The following is a 23593-nucleotide window of genomic DNA, read 5'->3' as shown; positions in this document are numbered from 1 at the left end:
GTTATCTATGCGATTAGTTAAAGTATCTGAGACGATCAATTTTATGAAGCTGCGCACCGTAACGATGGTGCTCTCAGCGTTGTTATTGATAGGCTCTGTGGTTTCCCTTGCCGTGAACAGCCTGAACTGGGGGCTGGATTTTACGGGTGGAACTCTGATTGAGGTCGGTTATGATAAACCGGCTAATCTGTCAGAGATTCGAACCACCCTGAACAATGCAACTTTTGAAGATGCCATTGTCCAGAACTTTGGGTCCAGCGACGCGGTGCTTATCCGTATCGCACCCAGAGAGGGCGTAAAGTCTGCGCAAATTGGTAACCAGGTGGTAGCTGCATTGCGCGCCACCGGCGATACGGTGGAAATGCGTCGAATCGAGTTTGTCGGCCCGAATGTGGGCGAAGAGCTGACCGAGCAGGGTGGTCTGGCTATGCTGGTGGCGTTGCTGTGTATTTTGGTCTATGTGGCGATGCGGTTTGAGTGGCGCTTTGCGTTAGGGTCAGTATCGGCTTTGATGCATGATGTAATTTTAACGCTTGGTCTGTTTTCAGTATTGCAGATTGAATTTGATCTGACTGTACTGGCCGCGGTATTGGCTGTTATCGGTTACTCACTGAATGACACCATCGTGGTGTGTGACAGGATCCGCGAAAACTTTCGCAAAATCCGCAAAGGTTCACCCACTGAAATTGTGAATATTTCACTTACCCAAACTCTCAACCGGACTATCATCACCTCACTAACCACGGTACTGGTGTTGCTGGCACTGTTTTATAAGGGTGGTGCATTGATTCACGGGTTTGCTACCGCCCTGCTATTTGGTGTGGTTATTGGTACATACTCTTCAATTTATGTGGCAAGTTCAGTGGCGCTTGCGCTGGGTATCAGTAAAGAAGACCTGATGCCGCCGCAAGTAGAAAAAGAAGGCGCTGATATGGATCCTATGCCATAAATCTATTGCTTGATTTGAAAAAGGTCACCATTTTCGGTGGCCTTTTTTTATGTTTGTGATTTGAATGGTCCCTGACTATTTGCATAACAACGATTATAAAATTTCCTGCTTGCTGACATGTTTATGGTTGCTGAAAACATGTTATTGTTTTGCACAATGGATTAAATCAGTAAGCAGGAAGCTGTTATGCAACAAATCATTGCCACGTTATTCATCTACTTAGTAGTATCGTTGCCGGCACAGGCAGGGGCGACAAAATGGCTGGATTTTAAATTAAGCGGCGGCCATATTGTTCTGCCAGCCGAAGTCAGCGGTATACCAACTTCAGCGATTCTCGATAGCGGTTCTCAGTTTAATGCTATTAATACAGCGTTTATGGGGAAGCATGATCTTGATTATAATCGTGTTGGCAAAACCAGAATCAATGGTGCGTTTGGCGAAAAGACGACAGACCGATTATCTGGCATCCCCATTAAACTGTTCGATAGTGAAACGTCCTTCGATCAGGTAATCGGGCTATCACTGGGGCACCACACCACAGGATTACTGCTGGGTGCGCCGCTGTTTTATGGCAATATTATGCAAATTGATTACCCTGCTAAGCGGCTTCGTATCATCACCCGGGATGCCATGACACTCAGCGAATTTGAAAACATCAATATCGTCGATCAGCGGGGCAGCGGTATGCCGCTGGTCAACGTTAATATAAACGGTAAAAGTGTCTGGCTGATTCTTGATACCGGTAACAGCGGTGGTATTCTGATTGAGCGTTCCCTGGCCGAAGAACTGGCGCTGATTACCAATAACAATGCCGTGACTGGGGCGATGGGCGCGACACGTTCTGCATATATAGAATCTACCCGCGTTGACAACGTAACCTTCGGGCCCTATACGCTGGAAAATGTACTGATTTCGTTCAATGCCGAAGGCAATAGTATCAACCTGAAAAGTCAGTATTCCAGAACGGGCACACGAATCAAGGGTAAGCGGGTTGCCGGGCTTATCGGCTATGACATATTGAAGCATTTTATTCTGACCATGGATTATGGACGGGGACAAATGCACGTTGGTCTGGAGCAAAGTGATTAGTGCCGCTGGGAAGTAACGTTAATAAAAAAGTACGGGGCCGACGATCTGTCACAAATACGCAGTGTTTTGCACGTAACCTGCAATCCGATAAAAACTACATGGCGTAATCAACAGCGCCTATATCGGTCAGGAGAAATACTGTGCTGTGCAATCCACTTAAAACTCACACTGTTGTACTGCGTGCCAGTAATCAGGAATTGGGGCATTTTGATGCTACCTTTCAACAAGATCACGTGTCTGTCTGGGTGTCGCCGGACATTGTTCGTCATCACAAGGAAATTTCTGTAGAAGTGGGTGGTAAGGTGTTGGTCTGCTTATCGACCAAGCAGATAAAATGCAATCGTTCTATTTATTTGTGGCCCGACTGTATTGAAATGCCGTTGCCACATCAGACTCACTAACAAAACAAAAACGGTGCCCTGGGCACCGTTTTTTTCAGCACATTATTTTAAGTGTTTTAGCAAGGCCTGCACAACTTTTGGGCTACCTGCAACAATCTCGCCCTTGTAAAGCGGATCGTTTTCACCTTTAAAGTCGGTGGCCAGCGCGCCGGATTCACGAACCATCAGTTCGCCGGCCGCAATGTCCCATGCCTTTATACCGCGCTCCCAGTAACCGTCGTGACGGCCGGCAGCCACATAGGCTAAATCCAGTGCTGCACTACCAGCCCGACGTATATCACCACATTCGTGGAAAATTTTGTTCAGACTGAGGGCATATTCACTATACTTAGTTTTGTCTTTAAACGGTAAGCCGGTGGCCAGAATGGTGTTGGTCAGGTCACGGGGCTTGGAAGCCCGGATACGATAACCGTTTAACTGGGCACCTTTACCCCGGCTGGCGGTAAATAATTCGCCGCGAATAGGATCGAAAATGACGGCCTGGTCTAAACGTCCTTTGTAAAGCAACGCAATAGACACCGCAAAGTGGGGAATGCCTTTGATAAAATTGGTGGTACCATCCAGCGGGTCAATAATCCATTGAAAATCCGGGTCCGCGCCTTCTGTTTCACCGCTTTCTTCACCTAAGAAAGCGTGATCCGGATAAGACTGACGAATCTTATTGATGATCGCTTTTTCTGCTTCCTTGTCGATTTGGGTAACATAATCATTGTCGCCCTTAGATTCCAGTTGTAAATCGTCGCGATATTCAAAACCACGAACAATAACAGAGCCAGCAACGCGCGCAGCGCGCACCGCAATATTAAGCATCGGATGCATAGATAACCACCAATTGTAAAAGATCGAGTGCCGCAGAGAGGAGCCCTGGGCTAAAAAACGCGCGAAGTGTACATTGTCAGCATCAAATATGCAATCAGTGCGACAAAGCCATGAGCACTGTCGGTTATAGCCATCTAGAGCTCTACTGTGATAGTATTGCGCGCAAACAAACACGCTGACGTGAATTATGCTGGAAAATATAAAAATCGTTCTTGTGAACACTTCTCACACCGGAAATATTGGTTCTGCCGCCCGGGCGATGAAAACCATGGGGCTGAGTAATCTGTGTCTGGTTGACCCGGTGCAGGCGCCTGATGGAAAAGCCAGTGCGTTAGCCGCAGGGGCTGGAGATGTGCTGGGTAACGCCACTATCGTAGATACCCTGGAAGAGGCCGTTGCCGACTGTGGGCTGGTGGTTGGAACTTCCGCCCGCTCACGCACCCATTCCTGGCCCATGTTAGCGCCCCGGGAATGCGGGGAGAAAATGATTAAAGAAGTGGCGAAATATCCTGTAGCACTGGTCTTCGGTCGGGAAAATAACGGGCTGACAAATGAAGAATTGCAGCAGTGCCATTATCACGTATGTATTCCGGCAAATCCTGAATACAGCTCCCTTAATCTGGCGATGGCCGTACAAACGTTAAGTTACGAAGTTCGTATGGCCTGGTTGGCTAAGCAATCCATTGAGAGCGAAGCAACCGACTATCCACTTAACCAAGATCTTGAGCGATTTTATGCACACCTTGAATCGACCCTTCAGGGCACCAATTTTATCATACCGAATCATCCGGGTATGGTAATGACCAAGCTGCGCCGACTGTTTAATCGCGCCAGACCAGAAGCTCAGGAGCTGAATATTCTGCGTGGTATTCTCTCATCCATCGACAAGGCCACGCAGTCTAACAAGAGCTAACCATGTTCGAACGGATTAAAGACGACATACAGGGCGTGTTTCACCGCGACCCTGCGGCCCGAAATACCTTTGAGGTATTGACAAATTATCCCGGTCTGCATGCCATCTGGATGCATCGACTCAGTCATCGGTTATGGCGAGCCAATCTTAAATGGCTGGCGCGCTCGGTCTCTACTTTCAGCCGCTGGCTGACGGGTGTGGAAATCCATCCTGGCGCTAAACTCGGCCGGCGTTTTTTCATCGATCATGGCATGGGTGTAGTTATCGGTGAGACCGCAGAAATTGGCAATGATGTCACCCTGTATCACGGCGTGACCTTAGGGGGGACATCCTGGACATCAGGCAAGCGTCATCCCACCCTGGAAGATAATGTGGTTATCGGCGCCGGGGCCAAAGTGCTTGGGCCCATTACGATAGGGGCCGGCGCCAAGGTTGGCTCTAACTCGGTAGTGGTTAAAGATACGCCTGCAGGGGCCACGGTGGTGGGCATCCCGGGGCGTGTGGTGACTTCTAATGCCAATCAGCAAAAAGCTACTGAGAATAATGATAAGCGCCACTGTATCGCGCAGAAGTATGGCTTTGATGCCTACGCAATATCGCCGGATAACCCCGACCCGGTAGCCAATGCCATGGGCATTATGCTCGAACATATGCATCAAATGGATCATAAGGTCGAAGAGTTGTGTGGAGTGATTCGCGGTATGGGCGGCGATGTATGTTCTGACAACCTGAGCTCATTGCGCAAAGAAGACTTTGCCGACACCGGCATCGATCCCGTCATCTACGATGAAGGCGGGGACCAGGAGTCATTTGACCCGAAGATCTGAGACAGCCGCAGTACAAATACCTGACTAAACTTTAAGGTTTTATAGTTGACCGTTTTAGTCAGGTATGGAACAATTTTGCTCTCAGAACTTCCCGGGGGAGACTTATGAAGCTTACGTCTAAAGGGCGATACGCGGTGACCGCGATGCTCGATGTTGCTCTGCATTCTACGCAGGGGCCTGTGCCTCTGGCCGATATCTCAGAACGTCAGGAAATTTCGCTGTCCTACCTGGAACAATTATTTTCCCGTTTGCGCAGAGCAAAACTGGTGGATAGTGTGCGTGGTCCCGGCGGGGGGTATTTGCTGGGCCGCGCACCTACAGATATCGCTATCGGTGAGGTAATTCGCGCGGTGGATGAAACCGTCGATGCTACCCGATGTAGTGGTCAGGCTGATTGCCAGGGCGGCGAGCGCTGTCTGACGCACAGTTTATGGCAGGACTTAAGCGATCGTATCAGTGTATTTTTAAACACTATTACACTGGGCGAGCTGATGGCACAGCGCGACGTGTTAGAAGTCGCTGACCGTCAGAATAAAACTACCCGCAAAATTGCCGATATCTCAGTGAGTGTGCAGCTATAATGACACGATCTTCACTTCCCGTTTATCTAGATTATGCCGCCACCACGCCGGTGGATCCGGTAGTGGCAGAGCAGATGATGCAGTGTCTGACCCTGGATGGAAACTTTGGTAACCCCGCGTCGCGCACTTACCGGTATGGGTGGGTGGCAGAAGAGGCCGTGGATGTTGCCCGTAACCAGGTTGCCGACCTGCTCAATTGTGACCCCAGGGAAATCGTATTTACCTCGGGCGCGACAGAATCAAATAATCTGGCCCTCAAGGGCGCTGCTGAGTATCACAAAGATAAGGGCAGGCATATTGTTACTGTGACCACCGAGCATAAAGCCGTGTTGGATACCTGCGAATATCTGGCCACCCAGGGCTTTGAAATCACCTATCTGGAGGTGGATGAACAGGGGCTGGTCAGCAAAGAGAATGTTGAGGCTGCGCTTCGTGATGACACCATCATTGTATCGGTGATGCATGTGAATAACGAAATCGGTGTGATTCAGGATGTCGCTGAAATTGGCGCGCTGTGCCGTGAACGCGGTATTGTTTTTCATGTGGATGGTGCGCAAAGCGTGGGTAAGCTCCCTGTAGACCTGGGTGAGCTTCCGGTGGATTTGTACGCCGTATCCGCACATAAATTTTACGGTCCTAAAGGTGTCGGCGCGTTATTCGTACGGCGACGTCCACGGGTTAAAATTGCCGAGCAGATTCACGGCGGCGGGCATGAGCGCGGAATGCGTTCAGGCACCCTAGCCACCCATCAAATTGTTGGGTTGGGCGCTGCCTGCGAGTTGGCCTCCATTCACCTGGAACAGGACAGCCGACGAATTGCACAACTGCGCGACCAGCTTTGGGACGGCCTTAAAGATATCGATGATGTAAAGCTGAACGGTCATCCCACCCGGCGTGTAGCCGGTAATCTGAATGTTAGCTTTGTGGGCATCGATGGTGAAAGCCTGATGATGGCGCTAAACGATATTGCCGTTTCCTCGGGGTCGGCGTGTACATCAGCCAGTCTTGAGCCATCTTATGTGCTAAGAGCTATAGGCTGTGATGCAGAAACCGCTCATAGCGGTATCCGATTTTCCGTGGGTCGCTATACCACTGACGAGGATATTGCCTATACCGTCAGTAAAGTAAAAGACGTGGTAGAGCGATTGCAGCAGGCAAAAGGAAGTTAATAATTCTCCACCTTGGGTCATCGGTGCGTTGAATAACGCAGCCGGTTGATGCATGATGCGCCGCAATCCTCGCCAGACGGCATTATCACAGCGATTGCGGTAAGCTGGTTGCACATTTACCAGCCCGGGCGAAATACTTGAGTGAAATACTCAGGTATTATACAATAGCACGAAGATTTACAGTGTAGAGCAGCTTTTCAGGTGGCTTTGAAAAGTAATGCGTGGCAAGACCGTGATGGCCGCGTAGACAAATGCTCCGCTTTGACAGGCAAACTAGTGAGATCCAAACATGAGTGAACAGATCGAACAGGCGTTATCGAGAAAATACGATGCGGGGTTCTATTCAGAAATAGAATCAGAAACGTTTGAAAATGGCCTGGACGAGTCGGTAATCCGCCGTATCTCAGCCATGAAAAACGAACCGGACTGGATGCTGCAATGGCGTCTTAAGGCTTATCACGCGTGGCTGAAAATGGATGAGCCAGAATGGGCGCATGTGGATTATCCGAAAATTGATTTTCAGGAAATCGCCTATTATTCCGCGCCCAAGAGCATGAAAGACAAGCCACAGTCTCTTGACGAAGTTGATCCTGAACTGTTGCGGACTTACGAAAAGCTGGGAATTCCATTGCACGAGCAGGAAATGCTTGCTGGTGTGGCCGTTGATGCGGTTTTTGACTCTGTGTCAGTAGTGACAACATTCCGCTCAAAACTGGAAGAAGCCGGCGTTATCTTTTGTCCTATCTCAGAAGCTATTCAGAAGTACCCTGAACTGGTTAAAAAATACATGGGTTCAGTGGTGCCGCGTAGCGATAATTTTTATGCTGCATTGAATAGCGCCGTTTTTACCGATGGCTCTTTTGTTTATATTCCCAAGGGCGTGCGTTGTCCGATGGAGTTGTCGACCTATTTTCGCATCAATGAACAAAACACCGGTCAGTTTGAGCGTACATTGATTGTTGCCGATGAAGGCAGCTATGTGAGCTACCTGGAAGGTTGTACTGCGCCCCAGCGTGATGAAAATCAGCTGCACGCAGCGGTGGTTGAGCTGGTGGCCATGGATGATTCGCAGATCAAATATTCTACGGTTCAAAACTGGTATCCAGGCGATGAAAACGGTAAAGGCGGGATCTACAACTTTGTGACCAAGCGCGGCCTGGCACATACCAATGCCAAGATTTCCTGGACTCAGGTTGAAACCGGCTCGGCCGTCACCTGGAAGTATCCAAGCTGTATTTTGAAAGGTGATAACAGTGTTGGCGAATTTTATTCAGTTGCACTGACCCGGGGCCGCCAGCAGGCTGATACCGGGACAAAAATGATTCATATCGGTAAAAATACCCGGTCTACCATTATTTCAAAAGGCATTTCAGCTGGTCGCAGTAACAATGCTTATCGCGGGCTGGTTCAGATGGGACCCAAAGCCGATGGCGCGCGCAACTTCACCGAATGTGATTCGCTGCTTATTGGTGACCAGTGCGGCGCGCATACCTTTCCTTATATCGAAAGTCGCAACCCCAGCGCTATCGTGGAGCATGAGGCGACCACGTCGAAGGTTAGTGACGACCAGCTGTTCTTGTGTCAACAGCGTGGTATGGATGCAGAAAAAGCAGTATCCATGATAGTTAACGGCTTCTGTAAAGAAGTATTTAAAGAATTACCGATGGAGTTTGCGGTAGAAGCAGGCAAACTTCTCGAAATCAGTCTTGAAGGTTCAGTGGGGTAATAATGCTTAAGATTAATAATTTACATGCAAGCGTTGAAGATAAATCCATCATTCACGGGCTGGAAATGGAAGTCAAACCCGGTGAGGTTCACGCGATCATGGGCCCTAATGGGGCCGGTAAATCCACACTGGGCTACGTGTTATCCGGCCGCGATGGCTATGAAGTCACCGAAGGCAGTGTCGAGTTAGATGGCGCAGATCTGTTGGATATGGAAGTGGAAGAACGGGCCCAGGCTGGTTTGTTTCTGGCATTCCAGTATCCGGTGGAGATCCCCGGTGTCAGCAATATGGAATTCATGAAAGAGTCGGTAAACGCTATCCGTGAGCATCAGGGTAAAGAGCCATTATCGGCGGCTGAATTTTTGAAAAAAGCCAAAGCCGCCGCCAAGCAGGTTCAGCTGCCGCTGGACTTTTTAAAGCGCGGTGTGAATGAAGGCTTCTCTGGCGGCGAGAAAAAGCGCAATGAAATCATGCAAATGATTCTAATCGAGCCGCGTGTGGCAATTCTTGATGAGTCGGATTCTGGTCTTGATGTGGATGCCTTGCAAGTGGTGGCTGATGGCGTTAACAGTCAGCGAGACGGTGAGCGAAGCTTTATAGTAGTAACGCATTATCAGCGTCTGTTGGATTACATTAAACCTGATTTTGTACACATTCTTGCTGATGGCAAGATTGTGAAAAGTGGCGATGCGTCACTGGCTCATGAAGTTGAAAAATCAGGTTATTCATTTTTAGGTAAAAAATACGAGGAGGCAGAAGCATGAGTCAATGGCTAAATGAGGTCATTGAGAGCGCGTCTGCAACATCGGATTTTCTGGCTCCGTTTCGCAAGCAGGCGTTGAGCTCTCTAGAACAGGCAGGCTGGCCGGGGCGCCGCAACGAAGCATGGCGCTTTACGCCGCTGACATCGCTGGAAAAACGTGAAGTTAAGCATGTGCAGCAGGCTGCAAGTGCGCAGCCCCCTTCCATTGAAGGGTTGAGTGCTTTCGAACTGGTGTTTGTGGACGGTAAACTTGCCACTGACACGTCGCAGTTAGCAACGCCTGAGGGGGTCACTATTGCGTCTTTTGACCAATTGGATGACACGCAGAAACAGGCGGCCAGCGAAGTATTCGGCCAGATAAAGCCTGCGCGTCATATATTTGGCCTGGTGAACGATATTGCCAGCACGCAGGGTATTTTTATCGATGTGGCTGACGGTGTTCAAATGGACCAGGTTATCCGCGTAGCAAACCTGGTGACCCAGGATGTGGATGCGCACACCCGTATTCTGGTACGTGTGGGAAAAGGCGCATCAGCAAAGATTTTCGAACATGCCGAAGGCACGGTGGCGAGTATGTCCACTGCATTTTCTGAATATGCGATCGCTGAAAAAGGCCATCTGGAACATTATCGTTTTGCGATGATGACCGGCCAGGCGAAGCAAATTGGTGGCACTCATTTTCAGCTGGGCGACGAATCTACGCTAAATAGTACTGTCGTCGGTTATGGTAGCGAGCTATCTCGTCTTGATGTGGATATCATCCACGCTGGTGAACATGCAGACGCTAAAATGAATGCAGTGTATCTGCTTGCTGAAGGTGAGCTGTTCGACCTGCATTCAAATATCGAACACACGGTACCCAACGGCACCACCGAAGAAAATGCCAGAGGCATCGTGGGCGACCGGGCTCGCGCGGTATTTAACGGCCGGATCCATATTCACCGTGATGCGCAAAATACACTGGCTGAGCTTAATAACCGTAACTTGCTGTTATCCCGGCGTGGTATCATCAATACCAAGCCTGAGCTTGAGATTTATGCTGACGATGTGAAATGCGCCCATGGTGCAACGGTGGCAGAAATTGACGAAGAAGCCTTATTTTATCTGTTAACCCGTGGTGTGAACCGCAGCAAGGCATTGGTAATGCTGAACTTTGGGTTCATTCAGGAACTGGTGAATAAAATGCCTGACGCGGCGATCCGTCAATGGTTATTACCAAAACTGAATGATCGGTTTGCCCAGATGGAGGTTAAATGAGCTTCGACGTAACGGCACTGCGTAAGCAATTTCCTATTCTTCAACGTGAAATTGATGGTAAGCCGCTTGTTTATCTGGATAACGCGGCTACGACACAAAAACCGCAGGCCGTACTTGATGCTATTATTGATTATTACACCACGTGTAATGCCAATGTGCATCGCGGGGCGCATCAGCTTTCCGACGAAGCGACCCGTCGCTATGAGGGCGCGCGCGATACGGTCGCCAGCTTTATCAATGCCCGGGCCCGCGAGGAAGTTATCTGGACCAGTGGAACCACCGAAGGAATTAACCTGGTGGCCAATGGTCTGGGTAAGTTATTAGGCGCCGGTGATGAGGTACTGGTCACTGAGATGGAGCATCATGCTAATCTGGTTACCTGGCAGCAGGCTTGTCAGTTCGCTGGTGCAACACTAAAGATCGCGCCAATCAAAGATAATGGTGAGCTGGATACGGCTGCCTTTATCCATTTACTAAGCGATGCCACAAAATTGGTGGCCATGCCCCATGTGTCGAATGCGTTGGGTACCGTTAACCCAATCAAAGCGTTGACCGCAGAAGCTAAGAAAGTCGGTGCCTGGGTCCTTATCGACGGCGCGCAGGGCATCGCCCATGGTAATGTCGATGTGCAGGATATTGGCTGTGACTTTTATGTGTTTTCTGGCCATAAGATGTTTGCGCCTACCGGTATTGGTGCACTGTGGGGTAAACAGTCGGTGTTGCAGGACTGGCCTGTCTGGCTGACGGGGGGGGAGATGATTCAGGAGGTCACCTATCAAAGTGCCACCTGGGGTGTCTTGCCCAACAGACTGGAAGCGGGAACGCCAAACATTGCCGGGGCTATTGGTTTAGCCGCTGCGATTAATTGGTTCAGCGCGTTAGACACGCAGGCGTTGCAGACGCACGAAAGAACATTGCTGGCAAGTGCCCACGAACAAGCCCATGCCTTTAGTGGCATGAAACTGATTGGAACAGCCCCTGATAAAATAGGGGTATTAAGCTTTTTGCTGGAAGGCGCGCATCCGGCCGATGTAGGGTTTATTCTGGATCGCCAGGGCATTGCCATTCGCACCGGCGATAATTGTGCGCAACCGTTAATGAAACGGCTTGGCATTCCCGGCACAGCGCGGGCATCCTTCTCAATTTATAATACCCTGGATGAAGTCGATGCCTTGTTTAGTGCTTTAAACAAAGCCAAGACTATGCTGGCATAGCAGGAGAATCGTATGAGTGTAGAAACGTTTGTACCCAGTGCGCAGGTTGTATCGCTGACTGACTCTGCGTTAAAACATTTTTCTAAAAAGCTGCAAAGCAGTGACAAGAAGTGGATTCGTTTATCCACCCGGGTTAGCGGATGTACCGGTTATGCTTATGTTATCGACTTTGCGGATGGCCCGGCCGAGGGTGATGAGACCATAGAAGCAGGTGAAAATGTGATGGTGGCAGTAGACCATAAAGCAATATCACTTATCCGCGGCACCGAGATCGATTATGTCACCGAAGGGGTGAACGGTATCATTAAGTACCATAACCCCAACGTTGTTGATGAATGTGGTTGCGGCGAAAGCTTTAACATCGGCTAAGGAAATCCATGGCAGCACAAAAAATGGTGGTTACCGAACGCAAATGTACAGCGCGTTTGGTGCCAGCCGGCGATATTACAGTGGTCCCGGAAGGGGAGTTTGTCACGATTACTCAGGAGCTGGGTGGAAACTATACCATCACATGGCATGGCAACATGTATCGCATTGATGGTACCGATGCCGATGCCATTGGGCGAACTGCCAAGGTTTTGGATTTCCCCGAACCTGAAGACGGTAAAATCAGTGAACAGCAAATCTGGGATGCTCTGGAAACTATTTATGATCCCGAGATTCCCATCAACCTGGTCTCCTTAGGGCTTATTTATAAAGTAGACGTCGATCAGGAGAGACAGGCAGTCAGTATCGAAATGACGCTTACTGCTCCAGGTTGTGGCATGGGACCGGTGCTGGTGGGCGATGTAGAGTATCGCGTGGCGATGGTGCCGTTTGTTAAAACTGTGGATGTTGAGCTGGTGTTCGATCCGGCGTGGTCCAGAGATATGATGAGCGAAGAGGCGCAACTGGAAGCCGGTTTATTTTTTTAGCATACAGGTGGATTGACTAACCCAATGGAATTACCAGAAAGTCAGGAAATTGTAGATGATTTAGCGTTCTTTGATGACTGGGAGCAGCGCTATCAGTACATTATTGATTTAGGCAAAGCAATCGACGGATTGTCAGATGAGCAAAAAACTGATGACCGCCTGATCAAAGGTTGCCAAAGTTCAGTGTGGCTTATCGAACGCATTGAAGATGGCAAAATTCGTTTTGAAGTGGACAGTGATGCCGTTATTGTTCAGGGGCTACTGGCACTGGTACTGGCCGCCTATGATAATAAGACACCTCAGGAGATTCTGGCGTTCGATATCAACGGCTATTTCAATGAACTGGATTTAGAGCGTCATATCAGCCCAACCCGCGGTAATGGTCTGCGCGCTATTGTAGCCAGAATTCAAACACTGGCCAGACAATCAGCTGCCTAAATTGTCAGTGTAATCGGTCTTTCACAATCGCTGTGTTAGACTGCTTTTGAAATCAATTCCGCGTTCGGGTAAAACGCCTCTGGCAAATCAGTGTTTTATTGCCTATAATTCGCGGCCAAAATTTTTAAACGAATTATCGGAGACTAGAACATGGCTCTAGAGCGTACATTCTCTATTGTTAAGCCTGATGCGGTGGCAAAAAACGTTATCGGCGCTATATACAACCGTTTTGAAACAGCAGGTCTGCGCATTGTTGCATCCAAAATGGTGCACCTGAGCAAAGAACAGGCTGAAGGTTTTTATGCAGAGCATAAAGAGCGTCCTTTCTTTGGCGCGTTGGTAGATTTCATGACATCTGGCCCGGTGATGGTTCAGGTGCTTGAAGGTGAAAACGCGATTGCTAAAAACCGCGAGATCATGGGTGCTACTAATCCTGCAGATGCTGCAGCTGGCACGCTACGTGCTGACTATGCAGCGTCTATTGACGAAAATGCGGTTCATGGTTCTGATGCGCCAGAATCTGCATCACGTGAAATTGCCTATTTTTTCTCTGAAGAAGAAATCTGCCCGCGTACTCGTTAAGTGTGAGTTAACATCGCATAATGAAAAGGAGAGCATTAGCTCTCCTTTTTTGTATGAAAGCGAATAGCTATCCGCAAACTTCTGTAACAGCAAAGCTGCTTTTACCAGGGGGCGCGGTGTGGTAAAATTCGCGCCCAATTTTTGTACAGAACTGCCCCTGTTCCCGACATGCGCTGTACAGCTTTTTCACCCGGTAAAGGTAAGGTCATTCATCCTATGGCAAAGACAAATTTGTTAAATCTAAATCGCGAAGGGTTGCGTGGGTTTTTTAAGGAAATTGGCGAAAAGCCATTTCGCGCTGACCAGTTGATGAAATGGATTTATCATCATGGTGTCAGTGACTTTGCGCAGATGTCTAACCTGAATAAAAACTTACGGGCTAAGCTGGAAGAACACAGCGAAATCCGCGCCCCGGAAATTGCTTATTTTCAGGAAGCCAGCGATGGCACCATTAAATTTGTGCTGGCGTTGGAAGGAGGCCAGGAAGTGGAGAGCGTCTGGATCCCTGAAGCAGATCGGGCCACGCTGTGTGTTTCTTCGCAGGTCGGGTGTGCTTTGGAATGTACGTTCTGTTCTACCGCGCAACAGGGCTTTAACCGTAATCTTACCTGCAGCGAAATTATTGGCCAGGTGTGGCGTGTGGCAACCCATCTGGGGCTGTCTAAAGATACCAGTCAGCGCCCCGTAACCAATGTCGTGATGATGGGCATGGGTGAGCCCTTGCTGAACCTTAAACATGTTGTTCCGGCCATGGATATTATGCTGGATGACTATGGTTTTGGTCTGTCTAAGCGCCGGGTAACACTAAGCACCTCTGGGGTGGTGCCGGCACTGGACAAGCTGGGCGATATGATTGATGTAGCGCTGGCGATCTCGTTACACGCGCCCAATGACGAGTTGCGCAATGAAATTGTGCCCATTAACAAAAAGTATAATATTGAAGAGTTTCTAGCCGGCGTTCGTCGTTATCTGAGTAAGTCTAAAGCTAATCAGGGCCGCGTGACTGTTGAATATGTCATGCTCTCCCACATCAACGATAGCACTGAGCAGGCACATGAACTGGCAAAAGTATTGAAAGATACGCCCAGTAAAATAAACCTTATTCCGTTTAATCCTTATCCAGGTTCTCCTTATACCTGCTCGTCTAATTCAAGAATGGACCGGTTTGCTAAAGTGCTGATGGAGTATGGCTTCACGGTAGTCGTGCGCAAAACCCGGGGTGATGATATTGACGCCGCGTGTGGCCAGTTAGTCGGTGAAGTGGCCGACCGCACGAAAAGAATGTTGAAAAAACAGATGAAGGGCGAGCAGATTTCGGTAAAAATGGCGCAGTAACTGATGCATATGGAGATCGTAGCGTGATACGCAAAGGCCTGATTGTCTGCTTTTTTATACTGACAGGATGTGTCAGCCAGTCCCAGCCTGGTATGCTGGGTGATAATTTTGATACTGAACAAGCGGCAAAAACCCGTATGTCGCTGGGGCTGACTTACCTGAAAAACGGGCAGTATTCTCAGGCCAAGAAAAATCTAGATAAAGCGTTGGAGTTTGGTCCGCGCCAGGCGCAGGTTCATTATGCTATGGCGTATTATTACCAGGCTGTTGAGGATAAAGCCCGCGCAGTTGAGTATTTTGAAAATGCTATGGATCTGGCGCCCCGGGATGCCGATATCGCCAATAGCTACGGCGCCTATTTGTGCGCACAGGGTGAATACGAGCAGGCCAATAAATATTTCACTCAGGCCATAAAAAACCAGCGGTATTCCAATGCGGTTCTGACTTACGAAAACATGGGCATTTGCGCAGCCGAGCGCGGCTTTCATGATGATGCTATCAACTATTTTAATGATGCGTTAAATCATCAGCCTTCCCGGGCTAAAACCCTCTTTTTACTGGCCCAGGAATATGTCGCAACGGCGCGTTGGGAAAAAGCCTCTGATGCCCTTAAACGCTATGAAAAAGTCTCCAGTATCAGTCCCGATTCATTGTGGCTTGCGGTAGAAATCGCCCGAGGACAGAAAGATCTGGAAAGTCAGCAGGCCTATGGAGCCATGTTGGTGAGTATGTATCCTGATAGTGCACAAGCTCGCGAGTATGAGATTATCCGCACCGACAAACCCGTGCTCAAGCGTAAGCAAAAGGCAAAATCCAGGCGTATTGAAGCGCCGATGCAGCGCGAGGCAGGGCCGGATAGCGAGGCATCCAGGCAGCCCCCCGATCATGCAGCCGAAAATAGTAATGTACAGTCCTCAAGCCACAGTGATAAACACAGGGGCACAGAGACAAAGTCAGAGGCGACTGAGTCCAAACGGACTGAAAAAATGACTAAAGTGCGTTCAGGTAGCGAAGAATCAGCCCGACAGCAGCGTATACACGTTGTTCAGGAGGCTGAGAACCTGTACCGTATATCTGTTACGTACAATATCAAAATGTCGACACTACAAAAATGGAACCAACTGACAGATAGCGATTTGCTGGAGGCGGGAACCCGATTGTGGCTGGTTCCACCTGAGCAACAAACAAACTAGGTAGTTGAATGAATTCAGAAGATGTACATCACCAGGCCACAGCTCAGGATGCTCCTGAACAGTCGGCGTTGTCACCAGGTACGATATTAAAGCGGGCACGTGAACAGCAAGGGCTGAGCCAGCAGGATATCGCCGCGAAGATTTTTGTCAAAGCGACCACCGTCGAAGATATCGAAAATGATAAAATCGACGACAGCATGTCGGTGACGTTCACCAAGGGGTACGTACGTAATTACGCCAAACACCTTGGATTGGACGACGCTAAGATTATTCGTGCGTTTGAAAACACGCATACGACTACCGAGCCGCCGGCGGAATTACAAAGTTTCTCGCGTAAGGTCTCCAAACAAGCCCACGACGATCGTTGGATGATGGTTACGTACGTTATTTTCTTTTTGCTGGTAGCTGGCGTCGTGGCCTGGTGGTATCAGCAGGATGATAACCTGGACGATGGTGTCACCGCGTCAATGGATGAGCTCAGTCCTTCCGATGCCGGGGTTACCGCATCGCCACGTACTGCCTCACCAGCCGGTCAGACACCTAACAATGATGAGCGCTCTGCCTTAGAACCGACAAGCTCTGTCAGTACCGGTAGCGCGCCCACACAAAACGATTCCCAGGTTCAAGCGCTCACTCAAGAAACAACAGATGATGTGACAACCGTATCGTCTACAGTTGCTGATCAGCCCGACACGACGGTAAATTCAGCCGGCGATATTGATGACCCGATATCGCGGCAGACGCCTGACTCAGGCGTGGCAGAACCCAACAATGCTGACGCCGGAACCGCACAAATGACGTTTTCATTCGGGGAAGATTGCTGGGTAAATATTGAAGATGCTTCTGGCGAGGTTATTGCCACCGGCGTAAAACGTGCAGGTCGGGTTATGCCGATTACTGGTCAGCCGCCAGTCAGTGTCACGTTAGGTGCACCTGACAATGTTGAGATTACCTTTAATGGTGAATCTGTAGATATATCAGAATTTCAGAATGGCCGCACTGCGCGCTTTTCTTTACCGATGCAGGAATAATCATGTTTGCAGAAAGTCCGATAAAACGCAGAAAATCAACCCGAATCAACGTGGGTAGCGTTCCGATCGGTGATGGCGCGCCCATTGCGGTGCAGTCAATGACCAATACTCAGACCACCGATGTAGAAGCTACTGTTGCTCAAATCAACCGCATCGTCAGTGTGGGCGGTGAAATTATCAGGGTCTCAGTTCCCACCATGGATGCAGCTGAAGCGTTCAAGGAAATTCGCCGTCAGGTCACGGTACCGCTAGTGGCGGATATTCATTTTGATTATCGCATTGCGCTTAGGGTGGCAGAGTATGGGGTCGACTGTCTGCGCATCAACCCCGGCAATATCGGTAACATGGACCGCATTCGATCGGTAGTGGACTGCGCTAAAGATAAAGGCATCCCCATCCGAATTGGCGTTAACGGCGGTTCGTTGGAAAAAGATCTGCAGGAAAAGTACGGTGAGCCGACGCCCGAGGCGCTGGTAGAATCTGCCATGCGGCATGTAGACATTCTCGATAAGTTGAATTTTGACCAGTTTAAAGTGAGTGTAAAAGCGTCTGATGTGTTTTTAGCGGTGGGTGCGTACCGCGGGCTGGCCCAAAAAATTGATCAGCCTTTGCATCTAGGTATTACCGAGGCAGGCGGCTTAAGAGCTGGCGCAGTAAAAAGCGCTGTGGGGCTGGGTATGCTGTTATCCGAAGGCATCGGCGATACATTGCGCGTATCGCTGGCGGCCGATCCCGTAGAAGAAATCAAAGTAGGTTTCGACATCTTAAAGTCGTTGCGTGTTCGTTCCCGTGGCATCAATTTTATCGCCTGCCCCAGCTGCTCGCGTCAGGAGTTTGATGTTATCGGTACGGTTAATGCGCTGGAACAACGCCTGGAAGATATTCTCACACCTATGGATGTGTCTATCATTGGCTGTGTGGTCAATGGTCCCGGGGAAGCAGAAGTGTCCGACCTGGGTCTGACAGGAGCCAGAAATATGAGTGGCTTCTACGAAGACGGGAAACGGCAGAAAGTACGCCTGAAAAATGGTGAGCTGGTGGATCAACTGGAACGTCGTATCCGGGCAAAAGCTACTCAGTTAGACAGCGCGCAAAAAATCGCAGTGTCTGTGAAAGACGAGTAACAGGCAACGATTGTTGTTTATCCGCAATGTCCCTATAATACCGGGCTTTTATTTATCAGCAGTATGAGAAATTCAGGTGGCTAAAACAATACAGGCTATTCGTGGCATGAACGACTGCCTGCCGGACGTTTCCGGTATCTGGCAGCAAGTTGAGTCGACCTTGCGGCAGGTGGTGGCCAGCTATGGCTATCAGGAAATTCGCACGCCCATCGTAGAAAGTACCGAGCTTTTCAAGCGCTCTATCGGGGAAGTGACCGATATTGTCGAAAAAGAAATGTATACCTTTGAGGATCGTAATGGGGACAATCTGACCTTACGGCCTGAAGGCACGGCAAGTTGTGTGCGGGCTGGAAATGAGCATGGCTTGTTGTACAACCAGCAGCAGCGTCTGTGGTACATGGGGCCGATGTTTCGACATGAGCGTCCGCAGAAAGGCAGATATCGTCAGTTTCATCAGTTTGGCGTTGAGACGTACGGGCTGGATGGCCCTGATATTGATATAGAAGTCATCATGCTAAGTGCCAGGCTATGGAAAGCATTTGGCATCAGCAATCATGTCAGACTGGAAATCAATTCGCTGGGCTCTAATGAAGCGCGTCAGGCGTATCGAGAGGCATTAATCGCATTTTTGAAATCCCGTGCTGACCAGCTGGACGATGACTCAAAGCGTCGCCTGGAATCCAATCCATTACGGGTTCTGGATAGCAAAAATCCGGATGTTCAGAAAGCGCTGGAAGGTGCACCTTCACTGCTTGATCATCTTGATGATGCCTCCGCCCAACATTTTTCACAGTTGTGTGAACGATTACGCCAGGCGGGCATCGAATATGAAGTTAATCCACGGCTGGTTCGTGGTCTGGATTATTATAACCGCACCGTATTTGAATGGGTTACTGATAGTCTTGGTGCGCAGGGTACGGTATGTGCCGGTGGGCGTTATGATGGCCTGGTAGAACAGTTAGGCGGAAAATCCACGCCAGCGGTAGGCTTTGCGATGGGAATGGAGCGCCTGGTTTTATTACTGACAACGCTGGACGCACAAACACAGCATAATGCCAGCGCGGATGTTTATGTCACTGCACTGGGTGATGAAGCTGCTGTTTATGCTATGGCCGTGTCAGAGCAACTGCGTGATGCGCTGCCACAAACCCGAATTACCATGCATTGCGGTGGCGGAAATATGAAGAAGCAGCTCAAGCGCGCGGATAAAACCGGCGCGCGGGTCGCGTTGCTTATCGGCGAAGAAGAAGCTCAGAATAAGCAGGTCACAATTAAACCGTTGCGCGGGCAGCAGGAGCAGGTCACCATCGCCCTGGCAGAGGTGCCTGGCTCACTCGCAACGATGATGGAATAAAAATAACAGTGTCACGATACACTGATACATACAGTAGAGGTTGGTAATGGAACAGTTCGCGACAGAAGATCAGCAGGTCGAAGCGATAAAGCGGTTTTGGAAAGACAATGGCACCGCCATTATTGTTGGTGCTGTGCTCGGCCTTGGTGGCTTATGGGGATGGCGCTATTACAGCGAAAGTCAGCTCGAAGCAAAAGCACAAGCGTCTTCTGAGTATCAGACAGTCATCGAAAACGCTACTGAACAAGGTAATGTGGAGAGCGTCAGGGAATTCGCTAAGACTAATGCTGATAATGGTTATGGCGATATTGCTGCGCTAATTGCCGCCCGTCAGCTGGTGGAGCAGGGCGACCTGGAAGGTGCAGCTGCTCAGTTTAAACTCTTGTTAGACAGAGCAGAAGACTCCCACCTCAGCGCGTTGGCCGGTGTGCGGCTGGCCCGGCTGCAAATCGAAATGGATGCCGCAGATAAAGCGCTGGTAACACTGGATGGGATTAAGAGTGAGTCCTTTGCAGCGCTGGTTGCTGAAATCCGTGGCGATGCCTACGTAAAAAAAGGTCAGGCTGATGACGCCAGGATGGCCTATACAAAAGCACTGGAAAGTGACACCGCCAACCAGCTGGTAAAAATGAAGCTGGATAATTTATCTGTAGCCACAGGCTCGTAACGTCCAAGAGGTAGCTGAATTGTCACAAGTAACACAAGGCCGCATAAGCCGGGTATCACGGGCATTGGGCCTGACGTTAGCGCTATCAGTCACGCTGAGTGGCTGCACAACCGTATCAAACTGGTTCGCAGACGACGAAGAAGTTGAAATTCGTACGTTAAAGCCCATCGAGGAAAAGTTTCAGCCTCAGGTTATTTGGGAAACCTCTGTAGGCGATGGTGTTGATGATTATTTTTCGCGTTTGCGCCCTGTGACTAACGGCGATGTGGTTTATATGGCCAGTCGCCATGGGCAGGTGGCCGCCATTGATGTAACAAGCGGTGACAAACTCTGGGAAAAAGACTTCGCCGCGTATGATAGTGATGGCATGCTAAGCAGCCTGACCCAACTCTGGGAGTCAGGAAAATCAGCACGTATCGCGGGGCTGACGCTAGATGACAATATGTTATATGTTGGCACTGAAAATGGTTCCGTTCTGGCACTGAATAACAATGATGGCAGCTTAGCGTGGAGTACTTCGGTACCCGGCGAAATTCTGGCACCACCTGCGGTAGCTGAGGGTTTACTGGTGGTAAACACTGGCGCCGGTTCTCTGTTTGCTCTGGACACCGAAACCGGTGAGCAGCTTTGGCTTAATGAAGGCGATGTACCGCCGTTAAGTTTACGGGGTATCTCAGCGCCGGTAGCCGCCAATGGTGGCACGTTAGTAGGCACGCCCACCGGTAAGATTCAGGTTAATATTCTTGAGTCTGGCATGGTTGCGTGGGAAACCGCAATCACAACCCCTTCTGGTGCCACGGAACTTGAGCGTATCGTTGACGTCGATGTCACTCCTCTACTGTATGGAGGAATTGTCTATGCTATTTCCTATAATGGTTCATTAGCAGCAGTAGAGCTGCGCAGTGGGCGCGTTATCTGGAAGCGCGAATATGGCGCTTACCGAGATTTATCTATGGATGGGAATGAGTTGTTTTTAGTTGATAAGAACTCAACCGTTTACGGACTTGATCGCCGCAATGGTGTTGAGTTGTGGTCACAAAGCTCACTAAAGCGCCGCAACCTTACCGAAGCGCAACCAGTGGGCAATCACCTTGTTGTGGGTGATAACTGGGGGTATTTGCACTGGCTTGAGAAGGACAGTGGTGCCATCGTTGCGCGTTATAATCTTGGCGGAGACGATGAGGACGAGTCAGTGTATGTTGCGCCGATTCAGGTTGGTGACAATATCATCGCTGTCACCCAGGATGGCACCATCGCCATGCTGAGCAGCGAGCAATAGTACTGGCTGACGAATAAGGCCAGAGCCGCTATAATATGTACTTAAGGACAGGCCGCGTTGTGACGCGGCCTGTTTGTTCTTAACTCTTTTTTCATGTAGGAATACATCATGTTGCCTGTAGTTGCACTGGTGGGACGCCCGAATGTTGGTAAGTCCACTCTGTTTAACCGATTGACCAATACCCGGGACGCACTGGTGGCGGATTTTCCTGGCCTCACCCGCGACCGCAAGTACGGCCAGGCAACTTATGACAATAAGCAATTTATCGTTGTGGATACCGGTGGTATTACCGGCGATGAAGAAGGTATTGATGAACACATGGCCCGACAGTCGCTACTGGCGATTGACGAAGCAGATGTTGTTTTGTTTATGGTGGATGCCCGCGCTGGCTTGCTACCGGCCGATCAGGGCATTGCTGAACATCTGCGAAAAGTGGATAAAAAGGTTTATCTGGTTGCCAACAAAGTAGATGGTATCGATGGCCACAGCGAAAGTGCTGAGTTCTATCGACTGGGCCTGGGGAATGTTTACCAGATAGCTGCTGCACACGGCCGGGGGGTGAGCCAGCTACTGGATACCTCAATGGCCTCGTTAAGTGAAGCATTTCCTGAGATGACCAGGGTAGAAGACGACGAAGGTGAGGAATTATCAGCAGAACAACAGCTCGAACGTCTGCAGAATTTACCAATCAAACTGGCTATTGTGGGCAAGCCCAATGTCGGTAAATCAACCCTGACTAACCGTATTTTAGGTGAAGAGCGGGTTATTGTTTATGATTTGCCGGGAACCACCAGAGATAGTGTTTATATACCCCTGGAGCGTGATGAGCGTGAATATGTCATCATTGATACTGCGGGAGTCAGAAAGCGTCGCAAGGTTTCTGAAGCAGTAGAAAAGTTTTCGATTGTTAAAACATTGCAAGCCATTGAAGAGTCGAATGTTGTGCTGCTGGTGGTAGATGCCCGAGAAGGTATTTCTGATCAGGATCTTAGCTTACTGGGCTTTGTACTAAACTCAGGTCGCTCGTTGGTTATCGCAGTAAATAAGTGGGATGGTCTGGACACCGATGTCAAAGACGAAATCAAACGTGAGCTCGACCGCCGCCTTGGATTTATCGACTTTGCCCGACTTCACTTTATTTCTGCACTACACGGTTCCGGCGTTGGTAATCTGTTTGATTCAGTGAATGAAGCGTACGAAAGCGCCACTAAACGAATCAATACCGCAATGCTTACGCAGATCATGGAGATGGCCCAGGATGAGCATCAGCCGCCGTTAGTGCGCGGTCGTCGGGTTAAAATGAAATATGCTCATGCCGGTGGTTATAATCCTCCTGTTATTGTTATTCATGGCAATCAGGTGGATGACTTATCTCAGGCGTATAAACGCTTCTTAATGAATTACTTCAGGCGTGCGTTGAATGTTATGGGTACGCCAATTAAAATTGAATTCAGAGAAGGGGCAAACCCGTTTGAAGGTAAGAAAAATCAGCTAACGCTTTCCCAGCAGCGAAAACGTAAGCGGATGATGTCGTTCCACAAAAAACGTAAATAACAGATACAAATAAAGGGGCGCCAGCCCCTTTTTTGATCCCGGGTGGTACTTTCCCAGCCTGTCAGGGGTATTTAAGCATTCAACGGGGTTGCCCGGCAGCAACCAGAGGGGAAAGGGCGCTATCCCTTTTTTTATCCCGGGTGGTATTTTCCCAGCCTGTCAGGATTATTTAAGCATTCGCCGGGGTTGCCCGGCAGCAACCAGAGGGGACAGGGCGCTATCCCCTCTGGACACCCCACGCGCCCTGGCAGCTCAAAACGGTTCAACCCTGAACAGGTGAAAGCAACCAGGTCAATAGGGCCATCCGTGGCCCTGTTTACCCTTGTCTCATCGTCCCTGATGAGACTTGCTTTCCCTTATTCTGTTCAGCGTTGAACCTGAGCTGAAGGGCTGTAAAAAGCGCTTTACCGATAC

24 protein-coding genes are annotated in these 23593 nt (G+C 49.5%); 23 read left to right on the top strand and 1 reads right to left on the bottom strand.

The window, feature by feature from the left end:
- Positions 1 to 7: 7 nt before the first annotated feature.
- The 3 genes from secF to F458_RS0108910 all read left to right on the top strand — a co-directional run bounded on the left by secF (position 8) and on the right by F458_RS0108910 (position 2439).
- Positions 8 to 949 carry a protein translocase subunit SecF gene (gene secF, locus F458_RS0108920; RefSeq protein WP_018983061.1) on the top strand — a complete coding sequence of 314 codons (942 nt, stop codon included), beginning with the start codon at positions 8 to 10 and terminating at the stop codon, positions 947 to 949.
- A gap of 186 nt (positions 950 to 1135) precedes the next feature.
- Complete coding sequence (locus F458_RS0108915) at positions 1136 to 2038, top strand: aspartyl protease family protein (RefSeq protein ID WP_018983060.1); 903 nt, start codon at positions 1136 to 1138, stop codon at positions 2036 to 2038.
- Positions 2039 to 2178: 140 nt separating this feature from the next.
- Positions 2179 to 2439 carry a hypothetical protein gene (locus tag F458_RS0108910; protein ID WP_018983059.1) on the top strand — a complete coding sequence of 87 codons (261 nt, stop codon included), beginning with the start codon at positions 2179 to 2181 and terminating at the stop codon, positions 2437 to 2439.
- Positions 2440 to 2481: 42 nt separating this feature from the next.
- Here the strand turns inward: F458_RS0108910 and suhB are convergent, their stop codons facing one another.
- Positions 2482 to 3258, bottom strand: a complete 777-nt coding sequence (gene suhB / locus F458_RS0108905) for an inositol-1-monophosphatase (protein ID WP_018983058.1) — start codon at positions 3256 to 3258, stop codon at positions 2482 to 2484.
- A 187-nt stretch (positions 3259 to 3445) separates the two neighbouring features.
- Between suhB and trmJ the strand changes: the two genes are divergently transcribed.
- The 20 genes from trmJ (at position 3446) to der (ending at position 23179) form a co-directional block, all read left to right on the top strand.
- Positions 3446 to 4171 carry a tRNA (cytosine(32)/uridine(32)-2'-O)-methyltransferase TrmJ gene (gene trmJ, locus F458_RS0108900; RefSeq protein WP_018983057.1) on the top strand — a complete coding sequence of 242 codons (726 nt, stop codon included), beginning with the start codon at positions 3446 to 3448 and terminating at the stop codon, positions 4169 to 4171.
- 2 nt (positions 4172 to 4173) lie between these two features.
- On the top strand, positions 4174 to 4998 hold the full coding sequence (gene cysE / locus F458_RS0108895; protein ID WP_018983056.1) for a serine O-acetyltransferase: 825 nt from the start codon (positions 4174 to 4176) through the stop codon (positions 4996 to 4998).
- Positions 4999 to 5102: 104 nt separating this feature from the next.
- Positions 5103 to 5579, top strand: a complete 477-nt coding sequence (gene iscR / locus F458_RS0108890) for a Fe-S cluster assembly transcriptional regulator IscR (protein ID WP_018983055.1) — start codon at positions 5103 to 5105, stop codon at positions 5577 to 5579.
- Positions 5579 to 6748, top strand: a complete 1170-nt coding sequence (locus tag F458_RS0108885; RefSeq protein WP_018983054.1) for an IscS subfamily cysteine desulfurase — start codon at positions 5579 to 5581, stop codon at positions 6746 to 6748. The genes iscR and F458_RS0108885 overlap by 1 nt, the downstream gene beginning before the upstream one ends.
- 289 nt (positions 6749 to 7037) lie before the next feature.
- Positions 7038 to 8474, top strand: a complete 1437-nt coding sequence (gene sufB / locus F458_RS0108880; protein ID WP_018983053.1) for a Fe-S cluster assembly protein SufB — start codon at positions 7038 to 7040, stop codon at positions 8472 to 8474.
- Between the two features lie 2 nt (positions 8475 to 8476).
- The gene (gene sufC / locus F458_RS0108875) at positions 8477 to 9238 is read left to right on the top strand and encodes a Fe-S cluster assembly ATPase SufC (protein WP_018983052.1); all 762 of its coding nucleotides are present in this window, start codon (positions 8477 to 8479) and stop codon (positions 9236 to 9238) included.
- A complete protein-coding gene (gene sufD, locus F458_RS0108870; protein WP_018983051.1) occupies positions 9235 to 10494 on the top strand; it encodes a Fe-S cluster assembly protein SufD in 1260 nt (419 codons plus the stop codon). The genes sufC and sufD overlap by 4 nt, the downstream gene beginning before the upstream one ends.
- The gene (locus F458_RS0108865; RefSeq protein ID WP_018983050.1) at positions 10491 to 11708 is read left to right on the top strand and encodes an aminotransferase class V-fold PLP-dependent enzyme; all 1218 of its coding nucleotides are present in this window, start codon (positions 10491 to 10493) and stop codon (positions 11706 to 11708) included. Before sufD ends, F458_RS0108865 begins: the two co-directional genes overlap by 4 nt.
- Positions 11709 to 11720: 12 nt before the next feature.
- Entirely contained in the window at positions 11721 to 12077 is a 357-nt protein-coding gene (locus F458_RS0108860) for a HesB/IscA family protein (RefSeq protein WP_018983049.1), read from the top strand.
- An 8-nt stretch (positions 12078 to 12085) separates the two neighbouring features.
- Positions 12086 to 12622, top strand: coding sequence for a putative Fe-S cluster assembly protein SufT (sufT, locus tag F458_RS0108855; protein ID WP_018983048.1), 537 nt, complete (start codon positions 12086 to 12088; stop codon positions 12620 to 12622).
- A gap of 24 nt (positions 12623 to 12646) precedes the next feature.
- Positions 12647 to 13060, top strand: a complete 414-nt coding sequence (locus F458_RS0108850; protein WP_018983047.1) for a SufE family protein — start codon at positions 12647 to 12649, stop codon at positions 13058 to 13060.
- A gap of 150 nt (positions 13061 to 13210) precedes the next feature.
- Positions 13211 to 13642 carry a nucleoside-diphosphate kinase gene (gene ndk, locus F458_RS0108845; protein ID WP_018983046.1) on the top strand — a complete coding sequence of 144 codons (432 nt, stop codon included), beginning with the start codon at positions 13211 to 13213 and terminating at the stop codon, positions 13640 to 13642.
- Positions 13643 to 13858: 216 nt separating this feature from the next.
- Positions 13859 to 14977 carry a bifunctional tRNA (adenosine(37)-C2)-methyltransferase TrmG/ribosomal RNA large subunit methyltransferase RlmN gene (locus F458_RS0108840; RefSeq protein ID WP_018983045.1) on the top strand — a complete coding sequence of 373 codons (1119 nt, stop codon included), beginning with the start codon at positions 13859 to 13861 and terminating at the stop codon, positions 14975 to 14977.
- Positions 14978 to 15000: 23 nt separating this feature from the next.
- The gene (pilW, locus tag F458_RS0108835) at positions 15001 to 16170 is read left to right on the top strand and encodes a type IV pilus biogenesis/stability protein PilW (RefSeq protein ID WP_018983044.1); all 1170 of its coding nucleotides are present in this window, start codon (positions 15001 to 15003) and stop codon (positions 16168 to 16170) included.
- Positions 16171 to 16178: 8 nt separating this feature from the next.
- Entirely contained in the window at positions 16179 to 17201 is a 1023-nt protein-coding gene (locus F458_RS0108830; RefSeq protein WP_018983043.1) for a RodZ domain-containing protein, read from the top strand.
- A gap of 2 nt (positions 17202 to 17203) precedes the next feature.
- Positions 17204 to 18325 carry a flavodoxin-dependent (E)-4-hydroxy-3-methylbut-2-enyl-diphosphate synthase gene (gene ispG, locus F458_RS0108825; protein WP_018983042.1) on the top strand — a complete coding sequence of 374 codons (1122 nt, stop codon included), beginning with the start codon at positions 17204 to 17206 and terminating at the stop codon, positions 18323 to 18325.
- 76 nt (positions 18326 to 18401) lie between these two features.
- On the top strand, positions 18402 to 19679 hold the full coding sequence (gene hisS / locus F458_RS0108820) for a histidine--tRNA ligase (RefSeq protein ID WP_026294594.1): 1278 nt from the start codon (positions 18402 to 18404) through the stop codon (positions 19677 to 19679).
- Positions 19680 to 19725: 46 nt separating this feature from the next.
- Positions 19726 to 20346 (top strand): YfgM family protein, encoded by a 621-nt coding sequence (locus tag F458_RS0108815; RefSeq protein ID WP_018983040.1) that lies wholly within the window; start codon positions 19726 to 19728, stop codon positions 20344 to 20346.
- A gap of 19 nt (positions 20347 to 20365) precedes the next feature.
- Positions 20366 to 21625 (top strand): outer membrane protein assembly factor BamB, encoded by a 1260-nt coding sequence (gene bamB / locus F458_RS0108810; protein ID WP_018983039.1) that lies wholly within the window; start codon positions 20366 to 20368, stop codon positions 21623 to 21625.
- 108 nt (positions 21626 to 21733) lie between these two features.
- Entirely contained in the window at positions 21734 to 23179 is a 1446-nt protein-coding gene (gene der / locus F458_RS0108805; protein ID WP_018983038.1) for a ribosome biogenesis GTPase Der, read from the top strand.
- Positions 23180 to 23593: the final 414 nt, after the last annotated feature.

The sequence above is a fragment of the Salinimonas chungwhensis DSM 16280 genome (assembly GCF_000378185.1).
In the GTDB taxonomy this organism is placed as follows: domain Bacteria; phylum Pseudomonadota; class Gammaproteobacteria; order Enterobacterales; family Alteromonadaceae; genus Alteromonas; species Alteromonas chungwhensis.
This window is presented reverse-complemented; position numbering and strand designations above follow the sequence as displayed.